Annotated in this window: 16 protein-coding genes and 1 other annotated feature; of the genes, 12 read left to right on the top strand and 4 right to left on the bottom strand. The window is 36.0% G+C overall.

Annotated features, from left to right (window positions below):
- Positions 1-69: 69 nt before the first annotated feature.
- On the bottom strand, positions 70-1,143 hold the full coding sequence (locus AB2B50_RS02630) for a sensor histidine kinase (RefSeq protein ID WP_320692345.1): 1,074 nt from the start codon (positions 1,141-1,143) through the stop codon (positions 70-72).
- Positions 1,128-1,799 (bottom strand): response regulator transcription factor, encoded by a 672-nt coding sequence (locus AB2B50_RS02635; protein ID WP_320692346.1) that lies wholly within the window; start codon positions 1,797-1,799, stop codon positions 1,128-1,130. Before AB2B50_RS02635 ends, AB2B50_RS02630 begins: the two co-directional genes overlap by 16 nt.
- A gap of 168 nt (positions 1,800-1,967) precedes the next feature.
- On the opposite strand from AB2B50_RS02635, the gene AB2B50_RS02640 reads away from it, so the two are divergent.
- From AB2B50_RS02640 to AB2B50_RS02675, 8 genes are all read left to right on the top strand, one after another.
- Positions 1,968-2,678 carry an ABC transporter ATP-binding protein gene (locus tag AB2B50_RS02640; RefSeq protein ID WP_320692347.1) on the top strand — a complete coding sequence of 237 codons (711 nt, stop codon included), beginning with the start codon at positions 1,968-1,970 and terminating at the stop codon, positions 2,676-2,678.
- 1 nt (position 2,679) lies between these two features.
- Positions 2,680-3,513 (top strand): hypothetical protein, encoded by an 834-nt coding sequence (locus AB2B50_RS02645; RefSeq protein ID WP_320692348.1) that lies wholly within the window; start codon positions 2,680-2,682, stop codon positions 3,511-3,513.
- A complete protein-coding gene (locus AB2B50_RS02650; protein ID WP_320692349.1) occupies positions 3,473-4,162 on the top strand; it encodes a hypothetical protein in 690 nt (229 codons plus the stop codon). Before AB2B50_RS02645 ends, AB2B50_RS02650 begins: the two co-directional genes overlap by 41 nt.
- Positions 4,163-4,462: 300 nt before the next feature.
- Positions 4,463-6,451 (top strand): excinuclease ABC subunit UvrB, encoded by a 1,989-nt coding sequence (gene uvrB / locus AB2B50_RS02655; protein ID WP_320692350.1) that lies wholly within the window; start codon positions 4,463-4,465, stop codon positions 6,449-6,451.
- Between the two features lie 16 nt (positions 6,452-6,467).
- Entirely contained in the window at positions 6,468-8,285 is a 1,818-nt protein-coding gene (locus tag AB2B50_RS02660) for a DUF2971 domain-containing protein (protein ID WP_320692351.1), read from the top strand.
- Between the two features lie 64 nt (positions 8,286-8,349).
- On the top strand, positions 8,350-8,889 hold the full coding sequence (locus AB2B50_RS02665; protein WP_320692352.1) for a hypothetical protein: 540 nt from the start codon (positions 8,350-8,352) through the stop codon (positions 8,887-8,889).
- 489 nt (positions 8,890-9,378) lie between these two features.
- Positions 9,379-9,813, top strand: coding sequence for a hypothetical protein (locus tag AB2B50_RS02670; RefSeq protein WP_320692353.1), 435 nt, complete (start codon positions 9,379-9,381; stop codon positions 9,811-9,813).
- Positions 9,814-9,835: 22 nt separating this feature from the next.
- The gene (locus tag AB2B50_RS02675; RefSeq protein ID WP_320692354.1) at positions 9,836-10,303 is read left to right on the top strand and encodes an 8-oxo-dGTP diphosphatase; all 468 of its coding nucleotides are present in this window, start codon (positions 9,836-9,838) and stop codon (positions 10,301-10,303) included.
- Here the strand turns inward: AB2B50_RS02675 and AB2B50_RS02680 are convergent.
- On the bottom strand, positions 10,300-10,815 hold the full coding sequence (locus AB2B50_RS02680; RefSeq protein WP_320692355.1) for a transcription repressor NadR: 516 nt from the start codon (positions 10,813-10,815) through the stop codon (positions 10,300-10,302). The genes AB2B50_RS02675 and AB2B50_RS02680 overlap by 4 nt on opposite strands.
- A 10-nt stretch (positions 10,816-10,825) precedes the next feature.
- Positions 10,826-11,353: an ECF transporter S component gene (locus AB2B50_RS02685; protein WP_320692356.1), complete on the bottom strand. Its 528-nt coding sequence runs from the start codon at positions 11,351-11,353 to the stop codon at positions 10,826-10,828.
- Between the two features lie 186 nt (positions 11,354-11,539).
- Positions 11,540-11,675, top strand: a sequence feature (ribosomal protein L10 leader region).
- Positions 11,676-11,713: 38 nt separating this feature from the next.
- Here AB2B50_RS02685 and rplJ point away from each other — a divergent pair.
- From rplJ to glyS, 4 genes are all read left to right on the top strand, one after another.
- Positions 11,714-12,214 carry a 50S ribosomal protein L10 gene (gene rplJ / locus AB2B50_RS02690; RefSeq protein WP_049503273.1) on the top strand — a complete coding sequence of 167 codons (501 nt, stop codon included), beginning with the start codon at positions 11,714-11,716 and terminating at the stop codon, positions 12,212-12,214.
- A gap of 76 nt (positions 12,215-12,290) precedes the next feature.
- Positions 12,291-12,656, top strand: coding sequence for a 50S ribosomal protein L7/L12 (rplL, locus tag AB2B50_RS02695; protein ID WP_001196969.1), 366 nt, complete (start codon positions 12,291-12,293; stop codon positions 12,654-12,656).
- A gap of 394 nt (positions 12,657-13,050) precedes the next feature.
- Positions 13,051-13,968: a glycine--tRNA ligase subunit alpha gene (gene glyQ, locus AB2B50_RS02700; protein ID WP_320692357.1), complete on the top strand. Its 918-nt coding sequence runs from the start codon at positions 13,051-13,053 to the stop codon at positions 13,966-13,968.
- A 212-nt stretch (positions 13,969-14,180) separates the two neighbouring features.
- The gene (gene glyS / locus AB2B50_RS02705) at positions 14,181-16,217 is read left to right on the top strand and encodes a glycine--tRNA ligase subunit beta (protein ID WP_320692358.1); all 2,037 of its coding nucleotides are present in this window, start codon (positions 14,181-14,183) and stop codon (positions 16,215-16,217) included.
- Positions 16,218-16,220: the final 3 nt, after the last annotated feature.

Genomic DNA, 16,220 nt, shown 5'->3' on the forward strand with positions numbered 1-16,220 from the left:
CTTATGATACTGATTTTTTGATCTAAAAAGGAAGAAAAGCCGAACACATGTTGATGAGTTCGGCTTGTTCTATATAATGGGAATGATTAGCTTGACTTGTGCACCATGATTACTATTTTCTATGTGCATCGTTCCATTATGAAGTTTCATGACGCGCTTGACGAAAGATAAACCAAGTCCATAGTGACTTTCTTGAGAGGGGGTTCTTGCTTGGTCATCTCTATAGAAAAGATTTCCAGCATTTTGTAATATGTTTTTTGAAAAACTAGATTGGTTATTCCATATAGTTAGAACTAATTGACTATTTTCTTGTGAAATTGTTAGGTGGATTTGTGCATCATTCTCTTTTTGATGTTGTATTGCATTATTAATAATATTTGTGATTGCTCGGAAAAATAGATTGGAATGAATTGCGATTTGTGTTGATGGATTTACTGTGTTTGTAAAAACAAAGTGTGTATTTCTAGGAAGTAAAGGTGTGATATGTTCCTTTAATTGATGAGTTACTTGTTTAATTGATATGTTTTCAAGTTGAATATCATGGTCATAAAAAGTTTTGGAGTATTGGATGAAGTGGTTGAAGTACTCATTTAACTGAATACTTGCTTGCTCCAGATCTTTTAGACATTCCATTACTTGGGGTGTTTGTTTGGTAGATTGTAAAAATTCAGCATTTCCTCTGATGACAGTTAGAGGAGTTCGAAGATCATGTGCAGCGCTAGATACTTGAAACATGAGTTCTTTTTTTTGTTCTTTTTCATTTTCAATCCTATTTTTTATATCAGATTGCATTTTTTCGATCAGATCATTTGTTTCAATAAATTCTTTAATCTGAAAATGCCGATGATCATTTTTGTTGAAATATAGACCACTATGATAAACCATGTTCATTTCTTTTTGAATCTTGGTTAATAATTGTCGAATATTTGTTACAATGATAAGAATTAAAATGATGCAAAGATAAATCCAAGAACTGACGCTAAAAAATAAAGCAAAGAAATTGGCATTTTTCTCATTGATTCCAGATACAGAAGATAGAAGAGCTGGAACTATGTAAAAAAGTATAAGACATAGAAGAAATTGCCAAATGATTTTAAGGTAGGTATTCTGAATGAGTTGTTTGATTGTCATTTCTTTTGCCATTTGTATCCTCCTCCCCAAACCGTTTTGATTGGATCAATTTGATGAGCCTTGAATTTTTGTCTGATTTGATAGATGTATTCGGTGATTGAACGTAGCTGTACATCAGAGCTTACAGGATAGAGGTAATCGTAAAGTTCCTCTGCGCTAAATATTCGGTTCTCATTTTTAGCTAAAAGATAAAGTAGATCAAATTCTCGCTTAGTTAGAGAAATGCTCTTGGATTGATAATAAACTTCTTGACTATCTCGATAAAAAGTTATATCTGAAATCAATTCTTCTTTAGAGGCAGGGTGAGATCTTTCCTCTCTACGAAGATGCATTTGAATTCTTGCAATCAATTCTTTAATGCTAAATGGTTTTGTGATGTAATCATCTGCTCCAGCTTGTATTCCCTTTAGTAAATCTTCTTCAAAATTTTTAGCGGTTAGAAACAGGATTGGAGTAGTAATTTGTGAACGAATGGAGCGACAAATCTCTAAACCAGAAATAGGCATCATGACGTCAAGTAAAATCAGATCGAATCCAGTAAAGTCACAGATGTCGATTTCTTCTATATTTGACCGAGTTTCTACGTTAAAGTTGTTTGCTTCTAATGCATTCACTATTAATCGTAAGATTTTTTCATCATCATCAATTGCTAAAATTTTATACTTCATAGTTCCTCCAATTACTTGTGTATATTATAGCAAACATAAAAAGTAATTTGTTAGAAATGAAAAAATAATTATAAAAATGTTTATTCTGATTTTTTCCTGATATTCGCCTGATATACTTGCTCCAAGTGAAGGTTGAATTTCACAAAAAGTCAGAAAGGAAAAGGATGGATGATAACAATTCAAAATCTACATAAGGAATATAATAATAAAAATGTCCTGCAAAATGTAACTTTTAAAGCTAAGAAAGGTGAGCTAACTGGATTGATTGGACCAAATGGTTCTGGTAAATCGACTTTAATCAGAATTTTACTCGGTTTAGAAAATAGTCAAAAAGGAATAGCATTGATCAATGGCAAAAAATACTCTCAATTGGGAGATAATCCTTTTTGTATTGTTGGATCATTCCTAGACAGTTGCCAACCTTATCCAACGAGAACAGGATTTCAGCATCTTCGCTGGATTGGCTTGGCTTGTGGTGTTGATAGAAATAGGTGCAAGGAATGTTTAGACTTGGTGGGGTTAAGTGAAGCTAAAAATAAAAAAGTAAAAGACTATTCATTAGGAATGAAGCAACGTCTTGGATTAGCAACAGCCTTATTAGCAAGTCCTGACATCTTAATTTTAGATGAACCAATCAATGGACTAGATCCAGAGGGTATACGCTGGGTACGCAATTTTTTACAATCTTTTGTCAGTGAAGGTAAAACTGTATTAATGACAAGTCATTATATGAGTGAGTTAGAATTAACTGTAGATCATCTGGTTGGGATTTCTAATGGGAAGATTGTTATTGATGCTCCTACCAAAGACATTTTGAAACAGTTTGGCTCTTTTGAGGAAGCATATTTTAAAGCACTCGAAGGGAAAGAAGGTGAATAATATGTTGAAGCGTTCCTTTTTTAGTGACCTTTATAAATATAGTAGTTTACCTACTTTTAAAATTACATTTTTTCTTATTTTGGGAGTCAGCATATTTTTTACAATTCAAAATATTCAGGTGATAAATGCCTTAGTAGAAGGAAATGGACGGGAAGTAAACCTTGATCCATCTATCTTATCATCGAATCCAGTCTATACAGTCAGGGATGCTCTCTTATCTTCACCCTACCAAGCTAGTGTTATTTTCTTGCCAATTCTGGTTTCACTTGTTTATTCAACCCATTATCAATTTTGTGATGATTATTTTACTCAGTTAATAATTCCTAACTGGAAAGTTCGACTTATTGGTTTTATTGCTAGTTCGATTGTCTTATCACTACTTTCTACTGTAATATTTTCGATAGTAAATGCTGTTGTTTTACTCATTTTTCTAGATTCTACTTTAAAAAACTATTTAGAATTTACTTTGTTTTTAGATGTTACGGTAAGAGTTATGATATTTGCGATTGTCCTCACTTTATTAGCTATATTTTTAGTAAGAGTCATAAAAAAATCCATTTCATCATTAATTGCAATCGTTATATTATTAGTAATCACTCTATCAGGTATTCTAAGAGGATTTTCTTCTAACATAGAGAATCTATTGCCTTTGATTGGAGCTAAATCATTTGCTTTTGGTCGAATTGAAGGGACTCAAACGAGCCAATTGTATGGATTTACTCTTTTAGTAGTGGAAGGAGTCGTATTCTTGGTATTGATAATTGTTGTAGAAATGATTCGAATGAGGAGGAAGAATGGCAAGAATATTTATCAGTCTTATCGTCAAAAAATATAGCTTAAAACCCGTAAAGTACCAGATAGCTATACAGTCAATTTTGGTAGGATTTGTGTGCCTACTAAGTGTGTTACCAGTTGCAATCAATGGTAGAATTGTAGAATTATCTTTAAAGCAAGCTCTTGTTTTTGCATCAATGTTCTCTGTTGCTATTGGTTGTGTTAATGCATTTGTAGACTTACAATCACACGAAACAAAATTAGTTTATTTGGTGAGTGGAAAAAGGATCTTAAGTTCAATGAGTATCCTGTTCGTAGAGTTATTCGATGTGTTACTACAATCAACTTTATATTTCATTGTACTACATATATGGTTTCATTTTTTAAGTAGCGAAAATGGTGTCGGTTTAGAAATTTTCAGTTTCTATTTGATTGGTTCCATCCAATACTTTTTAATTTCTTACTTTTTAAGTTATTTTTTTAAAAGTCCAATGGGGAGTTTAGCTATTTTGTTGCTATTTCCTATTTTGTTACAACCTTTCATAGAAAGAGTAGTGGAACCAATGACTAGTTATCTATTTTATAATATTGTTGCGGATACAATACTAGGGAGAGCTTCCTACTTGCAACTATGTGTTTATGCTCTTGAATTGGTGTTTTCACTTGGAGCAACTCTTTACCTTTTGATAAAGAATCAAGAAGTTAAGTAGTAAAGTGGTCTCATAAAAATGATGCTGATGAACAAGCTTTACTAATTCTGTAATTCATTGACGTTGACGTTTATTACGTATTGTATTGTTTTAGAATAAAAGACAAGACTATCGAAGTAATTTCGAGAGTCTTGTTTAGTTTTCACTTCTAATATGAGTTCATTTAATTATTTTGTAATTTAAAGATGTACTTATTTACTGGATTATTTTGTTACATCTTTTATTCCCCTTTTATTCCCCAACTCAGAGAATTCTGGTGATTTATGGTAAAATAAGGTCTATATATGTGAGGACAAAGAGATGATCAATAGAATTACAGACAACAAATTTAAACTCGTATCTAAATACCAACCGTCTGGGGATCAACCGCAGGCTATTGAGCAGTTGGTAGATAACATTGAGGGTGGAGAAAAGGCCCAAATCCTGATGGGGGCGACTGGTACAGGAAAGACCTATACTATGAGTCAAGTGATTGCTCAAGTTAATAAACCGACCTTGGTAATCGCTCATAACAAGACGCTAGCAGGCCAGCTTTATGGAGAGTTTAAGGAATTTTTCCCAGAAAATGCAGTTGAGTACTTCGTATCTTACTATGATTATTACCAGCCGGAAGCTTATGTTCCATCGAGCGATACCTACATCGAAAAAGATAGTTCAGTCAACGATGAGATTGATAAACTTCGTCACTCCGCTACATCAGCGCTCTTGGAGCGTAATGATGTTATCATCGTAGCATCTGTTTCTTGTATCTATGGTTTGGGTTCGCCTAAGGAATATGCTGATAGCGTCGTAAGTCTGCGTCCGGGTCTTGAGATTTCTCGAGATAAACTGCTCAATGACTTGGTTGATATTCAGTTCGAACGCAATGACATTGATTTTCAGCGTGGAAGATTCCGTGTTCGTGGGGATGTGGTGGAGATTTTCCCAGCCTCTCGTGATGAGCATGCCTTTCGCGTAGAGTTTTTCGGCGATGAGATCGATCGCATCCGTGAAGTCGAAGCTTTAACTGGTCAAGTTTTGGGCGAAGTGGATCATTTGGCGATTTTTCCAGCTACTCACTTTGTGACTAATGATGACCACATGGAAGTAGCTATTGCTAAGATCGAGGCCGAGTTGGAGGAGCAGTTAGCTATCTTTGAGAAGGAAGGCAAACTCCTTGAAGCGCAACGCTTGAAACAACGGACAGAATACGATATTGAGATGCTCCGTGAGATGGGCTATACAAACGGAGTTGAAAACTACTCACGCCACATGGATGGACGGAGCAAAGGAGAGCCACCTTATACGCTTCTCGACTTCTTCCCAGATGATTTCTTGATTATGATTGATGAGAGCCACATGACCATGGGACAAATCAAGGGCATGTACAATGGTGACCGTTCGCGTAAGGAAATGTTGGTTAATTATGGTTTCCGTTTGCCATCTGCCTTGGATAATCGTCCTCTTCGTCGTGAAGAGTTTGAAAGTCATGTTCATCAGATTGTCTATGTTTCAGCGACACCTGGAGATTATGAACACGAGCAGACCGATACCGTGATTGAACAAATCATCCGTCCGACAGGTCTTTTGGATCCAGAAGTTGAAGTCCGTCCAACTATGGGACAGATTGATGACCTCTTAGGTGAAATCAATGCCCGAGTTGAAAAGAACGAGCGCACCTTTATCACAACTTTGACCAAGAAAATGGCGGAAGACTTGACCGATTATTTTAAAGAAATGGGTATCAAGGTCAAATACATGCACTCGGATATCAAGACTTTAGAGCGGACAGAGATTATCCGTGACCTGCGTTTAGGAGTCTTTGATGTCTTGGTTGGGATTAACCTTCTTCGTGAAGGTATTGACGTACCAGAAGTTAGTCTAGTTGCAATTCTCGACGCTGACAAGGAAGGCTTTCTTCGTAACGAGCGTGGACTCATTCAGACCATTGGTCGTGCTGCCCGTAATAGCGAGGGACATGTCATCATGTATGCTGACACAATGACACAGTCTATGCAAAAAGCCATCGATGAAACAGCTCGTCGTCGTAAAATCCAGATGGCCTATAATGAAGAGCATGGCATCGTGCCACAAACTATTAAGAAGGAAATCCGTGACCTTATCTCTGTCACAAAAGTTGTGGCTAAAGAAGAGGACAAGGAAGTCGATATCAATAGCCTTAACAAACAAGAACGCAAAGAATTGGTCAAGAAACTGGAAAAACAAATGCAAGAAGCCGTCGAAGTGCTTGACTTTGAACTGGCTGCTCAGATTCGTGATATGATGTTGGAAGTCAAGGTGTTGGGGTAGATAGGAGAAAAATGAAATGAGTATATTGGATGATTATAAAAATGGTGTTTTCTATATTAAGTTAGAAAATATTATAAAGTCTTTAGCGGATTTAGATAGTAAAGTAGAGAATATTCATGACATAATGGAAGCTTTTTTCCAATTTCCTCCAAAAGAAAAATGGGAAAAATTAGAAACAACTTTATATATATTATGTGAATTTAGTAAATTTGTTGATGAAACGATTTTTAAAAACGTTTTATTACAGGTAGAATCATTATTTAAAGAAGATAATGAAGCGTTTATTTTTAATGAGGATATTTTATTTTATTACTTTCTATCTTTAAACAAATATTTGGAAAAGAATGTTGGAATTAAAGATTGCCAAGACTTTTTCAATGATAATAGTATATTTTTGACAATTATTAATCGTATTAAAAATCAAGATTTGACTAGCATTGATGGAATTACTTGTTCTAGAATGCTCAGTATAATGATTATCATTTTTGAAAGAGGTGAAGGTTTTGAAGGACTAAAAGAAAAAATAAAACAAGATTTGGAATCTATTATTGATATGATTCTTTTAGAATTTCCGTTTTCTTACATAAGTATTAGCTATTTTCAACTTGATATTCTTGTAAAGATTTTTAAGTCAGAACATTTAGATTTAATTAATAGCTTCTATAAAGTCAATCCTGATGATTTAAGTGTAGGGTTTTATTTGTCGTGGATAGAGACAAAAGACACTGATATTATCAAGGGATCTATAGAAACACTTCAAACTATACTAAAATATACTGATTCAGATATTAGGAAGAGTACAATTTATAATTTATTGGAGAAAGCAGATGAAATAAATGATGAAGATGTAGTAACTTTACAAGATGTTCATGAAGATGTTTTGGAAGAATTTGCAAATACTCTTATTGATAAAATTCGCTTTCACTTAACAATCAAAGCCCGAGACCTAGAGAATAGTGAAGAATATGGTCATTATACTAAAATTGAAACTTTAACGAACCACTTAATTAAAACGATAAAATCTGGTGATTCAAGTGAACCTGCGTATTTGAGATTAACAAATTCCAAACAATTAAATGACCCTATGGAAGGAAGAGCCATCTATGACTATTTGGAAATAGAAAATTCCTCGGACTGCTATCAGAGTTCCAATGTCTTCCTATCTTCGATGACAACTATATCAGATAGTCTTCCCATGTGGAAAGAATATGCAGAAGAATCTAAGGGAGCATTTCTACAGTATGATAAAAAGTATTTACAACAAATTATTGAGCATGAGTCTTTAGAGTTTGTGAGAATATTCTATTTAAACAGTGCAAGGGAAGATGATTCTGATATTTTACATAAACTTAATGACTTAAAAGAGCTCATTCAAGAATTAAAGGCTAGAAATACTGAAGAAAGTATGAAGGTACAGTCAAATATCTTTAAAAATTTAGCGAAAATATCCTATCTTTTTAAGGTTTCTGATTATGAATATGAGAGTGAGTATCGTATTCTAATCAACTTTGATGATTCAGAAATTGAAAGACGACTAAATCCGAAACTCATAACAGAGGATAGAATCGAAATTGAAGAATTCAGAGATTTATCAGGTAGTATTGGCCTAAGTGAAAATGAGGAATCTGGTTATGATGATTTTAGGAAATATATTCACTTAGAATCAAAGGAGGATGGGCGATATGCTTTATTTGTATACATTAATCTGGCTCCTTTGAAATACTCAAAAGTTATTCTAGGTCCAAAGGTTACGGATGCAGACTATATTGCTCCATATCTCAAACTTGCCAATCCTGATATAGAGATAGAAAGTTCGAAAATTCCTTATCGTTGAGTTTAGAGATTTACATTTTTTTAAATTTTGTTGAAGAATGAGTAATTCCAATCTTGAGTAAAAAATGAAAAATAATAAAAGTAATTCAAATACAAAAAAGAATCGCCCAAGGAAAGAAAGTTTTCAGCTTTGGCTGGATTCTCATAAATTTTTAGGATTCCTCATAGTCCTTTGTTTTGTCTTAGGAATAGGCTTAGGTGTTACTCTTGTTTTTAAACTCCTTCCTATTCCGTTGCCCTACAGAGATATCAACTATAGTTTTCCACTATATATAAATATTTTTTGTCTGGTGTATCGATTATTTGACTTTTGGTTCCTAGACTTGACTAGAACAAGAATGACGATAAAAAGATATGCAGATTTATTTATCTATCTTAATAGTATCGGTTTAATAGTTCATCTCTTTATTGGGATTGGTGGGAAAAATAGTAAAGGAATTTTGCCTTCTCTCTTATCCCTAGATCACCGCTACATCTGGTTTCCAATCGTTACTTATTTAATATTCTTTTTAGTAGCGATTTTGATAGGTTTTCTTTCCAAGTATATTGAAAAGAAAAGAGGACAAAAGGAAATGGGGAAAATTCATTCAAATGAAAAATCATAAAAGAAAATTAAAAAGGAAAAAGAAATTATCCAGGGTAGAGAAATTCAATCTATGGTTAGAATCTCACAAGCTATTGGCCTTCTTAGTGGATTTTACAGTTTACCTAGTCTTAGTAGGGATAGTAAGTATTGTTTTAAGTCAATTTATCCCCCTTCCAAGTCATTATAAACATATGGACTACATGTTTCCGCTTTTTCTTAATATATTCTTTATATTCGGTAGGATGTACGCTTATTATTTGCGAGAAATTTGTTCAACTAAGAAAAATTTTAAAGATTATCTGGAACCGTTTCTTTATATCAATAGTTTCTTTTTTATAATTCACTTGACAATGAGAATTAGAACACGGACTCACAAAGTTTTGCCTTCTCTCTTATCCCTAGATCACCGCTACATCTGGTTTCCAATTGCAACTTATCTGATCTTTTTCAGTTTGGCATCTATTATAACTCTAGTAATGAATTATATTGAAAAGAAAAGGAGTCAATCATGATAAAACATCTAACTATATTTAGGGTAATTTACCTTCTGTTCCTGGTATTCGCCTTGATTCATTTTATCTTAGGATTGTTTGGCTTAGCTTTTACCCCAGTCTTGTGGAATATCTGGTTCTTTGGTCTTTGTTTAACCCTATTTATCCATCCGTGGACTATCTTCTATAAATCTAGAATCTTTCAATGGCATCATCTAATTTTTCAGGCTCTTAGTGGATTCTTTGCGCTCTTGATCTGGTTCATGACATTTTTCATTTTATCCACGGTTCCAGATTCATCTATGCCTATCAATTTAGACTACTATGTGATTAGGGAAAAAAATGAAATCAGAATCATCAGAGGATTCTTACTCCATGAAATTCATGAATATCATGACTTAGTTAATCCTTTGATTATGAAATCTAAAGTTAAGTATGTAGAAAAAAATTAAACATTAGAAAGCGAGTAAATTTATGTCCCGTTCCCAATTAACGATTTTAACAAATATTTGTCTGATTGAAGACCTCGAAACTCAGCGCGTGGTTATGCAGTACCGCACTCCTGAAACCAATCGCTGGTCTGGTTATGCCTTCCCAGGGGGACATGTTGAAAATGGAGAGGCTTTTGCAGAATCTGTTATTCGTGAAATATACGAGGAAACAGGTCTGACGATTAAAAATCCTCAACTGGTCGGCATTAAAAATTGGCCTTTAGATTCGGGTGAACGCTATATTGTCTTTTGTTATAAGGCGACTGAGTTCTCTGGTACTCTTCGCTCTTCAGATGAAGGAGAAGTTTCTTGGGTGCAAAAAGACCAGATTCCAAACTTGGATCTGGCCTATGATATGTTACCATTGATGGAGATGATGGAAGCTCCTGATAAGTCAGAGTTTTTCTACCGACACCGTACAGAAGATGGCTGGGAGAAAGAAATTTTTTAATCTTTTACTAAATAACCGAGCTGATCCAAGGCCTCCTCGATATAGTGGAGGTCTTGTTGTGTTTCGGCTTCGACTAGGTGGTAATGGATGCCATCTGTCAATTCAGATAAAGGTCTAAAATCAGAATGCTCGACTTGTTCTAGAAAATGTTGCACATCTCTGCGACAAGACAGTTTCAGCAAGGTTTCAATTTCTCCGTAGACAGGATGATCAATCAAGGTATTCTGAACACGTCCCCCATTATCGACGATTGCTAGAAGTTCTTGACCGATTTCTTCCATCTCGTGCTTTACTTTAAACAGCTTGTGAACATACGGATTGGTTTTGCTTTCTTTATAAATATAGCCACGATTGGTTGATAAGATAGGAGCACCGTCTGCACGAAGAACAGCAATGTCCTGAACAATAATCTGGCGAGTTACATGAAAACGGTCTGCTAAGCTTTTTCCGTTTAGAGGTTTTTGAGCTTCTTTTAAGAGTTGTAAAAGGGTTTCTTTTCTATTTTTTGTCATAGTCTCTTTCTTAATGGCGTTTTTTCAATGCTTTATAAACAGCTAATGCTAAGTAATAGTCTACCATACTATGAATAATAGTACCAAATCCAACTAATACAAACAAGACATAGAACATATTTTTTAGGTCGGTTCCAGTACTAGCATAAAAGATTATACAAGCTAAGACCTCAGCAATAGCATGAACCAAGCCAAGTACAAAGTTAAAAATCAATGAAGATTTCTTATTGTCCAAGGTTTGAGGATGTTTTTGAAGATAGAAAGCACCCAGACTTCCAAAAAAGATATGGGAAAATGCACGAAGTACGATAACAATCGGATACCCAGCCATGAGAAATCCTAAACTAGAAGCTATAATGACAAAGATAGCCATCCAGGGAGAAAGAAACATGGCGATAAAAATAGCAACGTGACTTCCTAGAGTGTAGGAAGCGGGAGGAATGACAATTTTAAAGGGCATCACCAAAGGAATCAAAATAGCGATAGCTGTCAGTAATGCGGTCAAGGTCATGAATTGTGTTTTCTTTTGTGTATTCATAATAACTCCTTTTTGTCTGTATATACAGTTGTATAGTACAATAAAAAATCAAGCAAGTCAAGAAGCAAAATTGATTTTAGAGAAGATTTTTTTAAATGAGGAAAAAGAATGCTAAAAAGAATCAATAAAATTTAAAAAAATAAGCAAAAACTCTTGCACTAATCAAAGTAGTGTGGTATACTTATAAACGGTTTGAAAAAACTGCCTAAGACAGTAGGGGAGCTCGACTCATAAATATCCTACCGAGGACAAAACGTATCATTTAAAAAGAAGCGTATTGTACTTTCGTGTCTAGGTTTGGGCGCGTTTTTCTTTTGGAAAAATTCCCCAAGCAAAATAATTACGGAGGTGAACACACTAATGAGTGAAGCAATTATTGCTAAAAAAGCGGAACTAGTTGACGTAGTAGCTGAGAAAATGAAAGCTGCTGCATCAATCGTCGTTGTAGACGCTCGTGGTTTGACAGTTGAACAAGATACAGTTCTTCGTCGTGAGCTTCGTGGAAGCGAAGTTGAGTACAAAGTTATCAAAAACTCAATCTTACGTCGTGCAGCTGAACAAGCTGGACTTGGAGAATTGGCATCTGTTTTTGTTGGACCATCTGCTGTAGCATTTTCTAACGAAGATGTTATCGCACCAGCGAAAATCTTGAACGACTTTGCTAAAACTGCTGACGCACTTGAAATCAAGGGTGGTGCAATCGAAGGCGCTGTCGCATCAAAAGAAGAAATCGTTGCTCTTGCAACTCTTCCAAACCGCGAAGGACTTCTTTCTATGCTCCTTTCTGTACTTCAAGCGCCAGTGCGCAACGTTGCTCTTGCAGTCAAAGCGGTTGCAGAAAGCAAAGAAGACGCAGCTTAATCTTAAGCTACGCAGCGTAGCCTAGCTACGAAAAAAATAAAAAACTAATTTTAAAACTTATTTGGAGGAAATAACAATGGCATTGAACATTGAAAACATTATTGCTGAAATTAAAGAAGCTTCAATCCTTGAATTGAACGACCTTGTAAAAGCTATCGAAGAAGAATTTGGTGTAACTGCAGCTGCTCCTGTAGCTGTAGCTGCTGCTGGTGGCGCTGAAGAAGCTGCTAAAGATTCATTTGACGTTGAATTGACAGCTGCTGGTGACAAAAAAGTTGGCGTTATCAAAGTTGTACGTGAAATCACTGGTCTTGGACTTAAAGAAGCTAAAGAACTTGTTGATGGTGCACCAGGTGTCATCAAAGAAGGCGTTCCAACTGCAGAAGCTGAAGAAATCAAAGCTAAATTGGAAGAAGCTGGAGCTTCAGTTACTCTTAAATAATAGAGCGACTACATTTGTAGCTTAAAAACATGATTAAACCGCTATTCTTAGGAGTAGCGGTTTTTCTTTTTGTTCAAAAAGGGGCAGTTAAATTAATTTGGCTAAGAAATATATAGGACTAGTGATAAAATAATTTTACTTCTTAATTACTTTTTGATATAATAGACGCAAGAAAGAATATCTTATTGGTAAATCCTAAGCGAGCCTGAGATAGTGAGAGTCAGGTGGTTGAGAGATAAGTGTGGCGCTTTTGGTATTTTAATAAAGATAATGAAGTAATAAATTAGGGTGGAACCGCGTTTTTGACGCCCCTAGGTCACTTGACTTAGGAGCAAAGACACGGTTTTTTTTGTATCCTGAGTCAGACTCAATCATATAGAAAAAGGAGTAAAACATGTCTAAAAAATTGACTTTCCAGGAAATCATCCTTACTTTGCAACAATACTGGAATGATCAGGGTTGTATGCTTATGCAGGCTTATGATAATGAAAAAGGTGCGGGAACCATGAGTCCTTACACTTTCCTTCGTGCCATTGGTCCTGAACCATGGAATGCAGCTTATGTTGAGCCTTCTCGTCGTCCAGCGGACGGTCGTTACGGGGAAAATCCTAACCGTCTCTACCAACACCACCAATTCCAAGTGGTTATGAAACCTTCTCCAGCAAATATCCAGGAGCTTTACCTTGAGTCTTTGGAGAAATTGGGAATCAATCCTTTGGAACACGATATTCGTTTCGTTGAAGATAACTGGGAAAACCCATCAACTGGTTCCGCTGGTCTTGGATGGGAAGTTTGGCTTGACGGTATGGAAATCACTCAGTTCACTTACTTCCAACAAGTCGGTGGCTTGGCAACTGGTCCTGTTACTGCTGAGGTCACTTATGGTTTGGAACGTTTAGCTTCTTATATCCAAGAGGTAGACTCAGTTTACGATATTGAGTGGGCTCCAGGCGTTAAATACGGAGAAATATTCCTTCAACCAGAATATGAACACTCAAAATACAGCTTTGAAGTTTCAGATCAAGACATGCTTCTTGAAAACTTCGAAAAATTTGAAAAAGAAGCAGGACGTGCTTTGGAATTGGGACTTGTTCACCCTGCCTATGACTACGTTTTGAAATGTTCTCATACCTTCAACTTGCTTGATGCTCGTGGAGCAGTCTCAGTTACAGAACGTGCTGGTTATATCGCTCGTATCCGTAACTTAGCCCGTGTCGTAGCTAAAACATTCGTAGCAGAACGCAAAAAACTTGGATACCCACTTCTTGACGAAGCTACACGCGTAAAACTTCTATCAGAAGAGGAAGAATAGACAGAATTACAGGAATAAATGACTGAAAGTCGACCGTAGGTCGCTAAATAAAACAAGACCGCTGTAGTGAAAGTCGGATAAGAAGTTTCTTATCCGACTGGGGAACTGACGAGACTTAAGGCTTGGCAGTTAGCAATGAAACCGAAGGTTTGCTTGCGTCCCCCACTACTAAAGGTCTTGTTGAAGAAAATTAATTTTGTAAAGGAAAAAACATGACAAAAAACTTATTAGTAGAACTAGGACTCGAAGAGTTACCTGCCTACGTTGTCACACCAAGTGAAAAACAACTAGGTGAAAAAATGACAGCTTTCTTGGATAATAACCGTCTTTCATACGAAGGAATTCAAACCTTCTCAACTCCACGTCGTTTGGCTGTTCGCGTACTTGGTTTGGCAGACCAACAAACGGATTTGACTGAAGATTTTAAAGGACCTTCTAAAAAAATTGCCTTGGATGCAGAAGGAAATTTCTCTAAAGCAGCGCAAGGCTTTGTCCGTGGTAAAGGCTTGACTGTAGATGATATCGAATTTCGTGAAATCAAAGGTGAAGAATATGTCTACGTAACTAAGCATGAGGCTGGAAAACCAGCTGAGGAAGTTTTGGCTGGAATTCCAGAAGTTTTGGCTAGTTTAAGCTTCCCAGTAAGTATGCACTGGGCAAACAATACCTTTGAATATATTCGTCCAGTCCATACGTTGACAGTTCTTTTGGATGATGTGGCACTCGATATGGATTTCTTAGATATTCATTCAGGAAGAGTTAGCCGTGGACATCGTTTCCTTGGTCACGAAGTAGAAATTCAGCATGCTGACAGCTATGAAGAAGACCTGCGCAAAGTTTATGTTATTGCTGATAGCATTGAGCGCGAAAATATGATTCGTGAGCAAATTAAGGCTATTGAAGCTGAAGAAGGTGTTCTGGTACAAATTGATGAAGGACTCTTGAATGAAGTTCTGAATTTGGTTGAATACCCAACTGCCTTCATGGGAAATTTTGACCCTAAGTACCTAGAGGTTCCAGAAGAGGTTTTGGTCACTTCAATGGAGACTCATCAACGCTACTTTGTAGTTCGTGACCTTGATGGAAATCTAAAACCAAACTTTATTTCTGTTCGTAACGGAAATGCAGAGTATTTGGATAATGTCATCCGAGGAAATGAGAAAGTCTTAGTTGCGCGTCTTGAAGATGGTGAATTTTTCTGGCGTGAAGACCAAAAATTGAAGATTGAAGATCTTGTAGCTAAATTATCACATGTAACCTTCCATGAAAAGATTGGTTCATTACGTGAACACATGATTCGTACTGGACAAATTGCTATCCTTTTGGCAGAAAAAGCAGGTTTATCACTTGATGAAACTATTGATCTTGCTCGTGCTGCAGCTATTTATAAGTTTGACCTCTTGACTGGTATGGTTGGTGAATTTGATGAACTTCAAGGGATCATGGGTGAGAAATATGCTCTTCTCGCTGGTGAGAACGCAGCAGTGGCACAAGCTATTCGTGAGCACTATCTTCCTGATTCAGCAGACGGTGCTCTTCCTGAATCTAAAGTTGGAGCAATACTTGCACTAGCCGATAAATTGGATACTCTTTTGTCCTTCTTCTCTGTTGGCTTGATTCCATCTGGTTCAAATGACCCTTATGCCCTTCGTCGTGCAACACAAGGGATTGTCCGTATCTTGGAAGACTTTGGATGGAATATTCCAATGGACGAATTGATTGCTAGCCTTTATGCCTTATCATTTGATAGCCTAACTTACGATAATCAAGAAGAAGTGCTTAACTTCATCAAAGCTCGTGTTGATAAGATGATGGGTTCTACTGCAAAAGATATTAAGGAAGCTGTTCTTGCAAGTTCAAACTTTGTTGTTGCAGATATGATTGAAGCAGCAGAAGCCTTAACTGAAGCTGCAAAAACTGAAAACTACAAATCATCAGTTGAATCCTTATCTCGTGCCTTTAACCTAGCGGAAAAAGCAGAAGGCTCCGTCAAAGTTGATACTAGCCTCTTTGAAAATGAACAAGAAAAAGAACTAGCTCAAGCTGTCGAAAGTCTTGAATTGAAAGGTTCAGCTAACGATAAATTGACGCAACTATTTGCCCTTAGTCCTGTTATTGATGCTTTCTTTGATAATACTATGGTTATGGCAGAGGATGTTGATGTTAAGAATAATCGTCTAGCTATTCTAACTGAACTTGTGAATAAAGCGAAAACAGTTGCTGCTTTTAATCTTCTTAATACAAAATAAAAA

This window comes from Streptococcus fermentans, assembly GCF_040888305.1.
Classification (GTDB): Bacteria; Bacillota; Bacilli; order Lactobacillales; family Streptococcaceae; genus Streptococcus; species Streptococcus fermentans.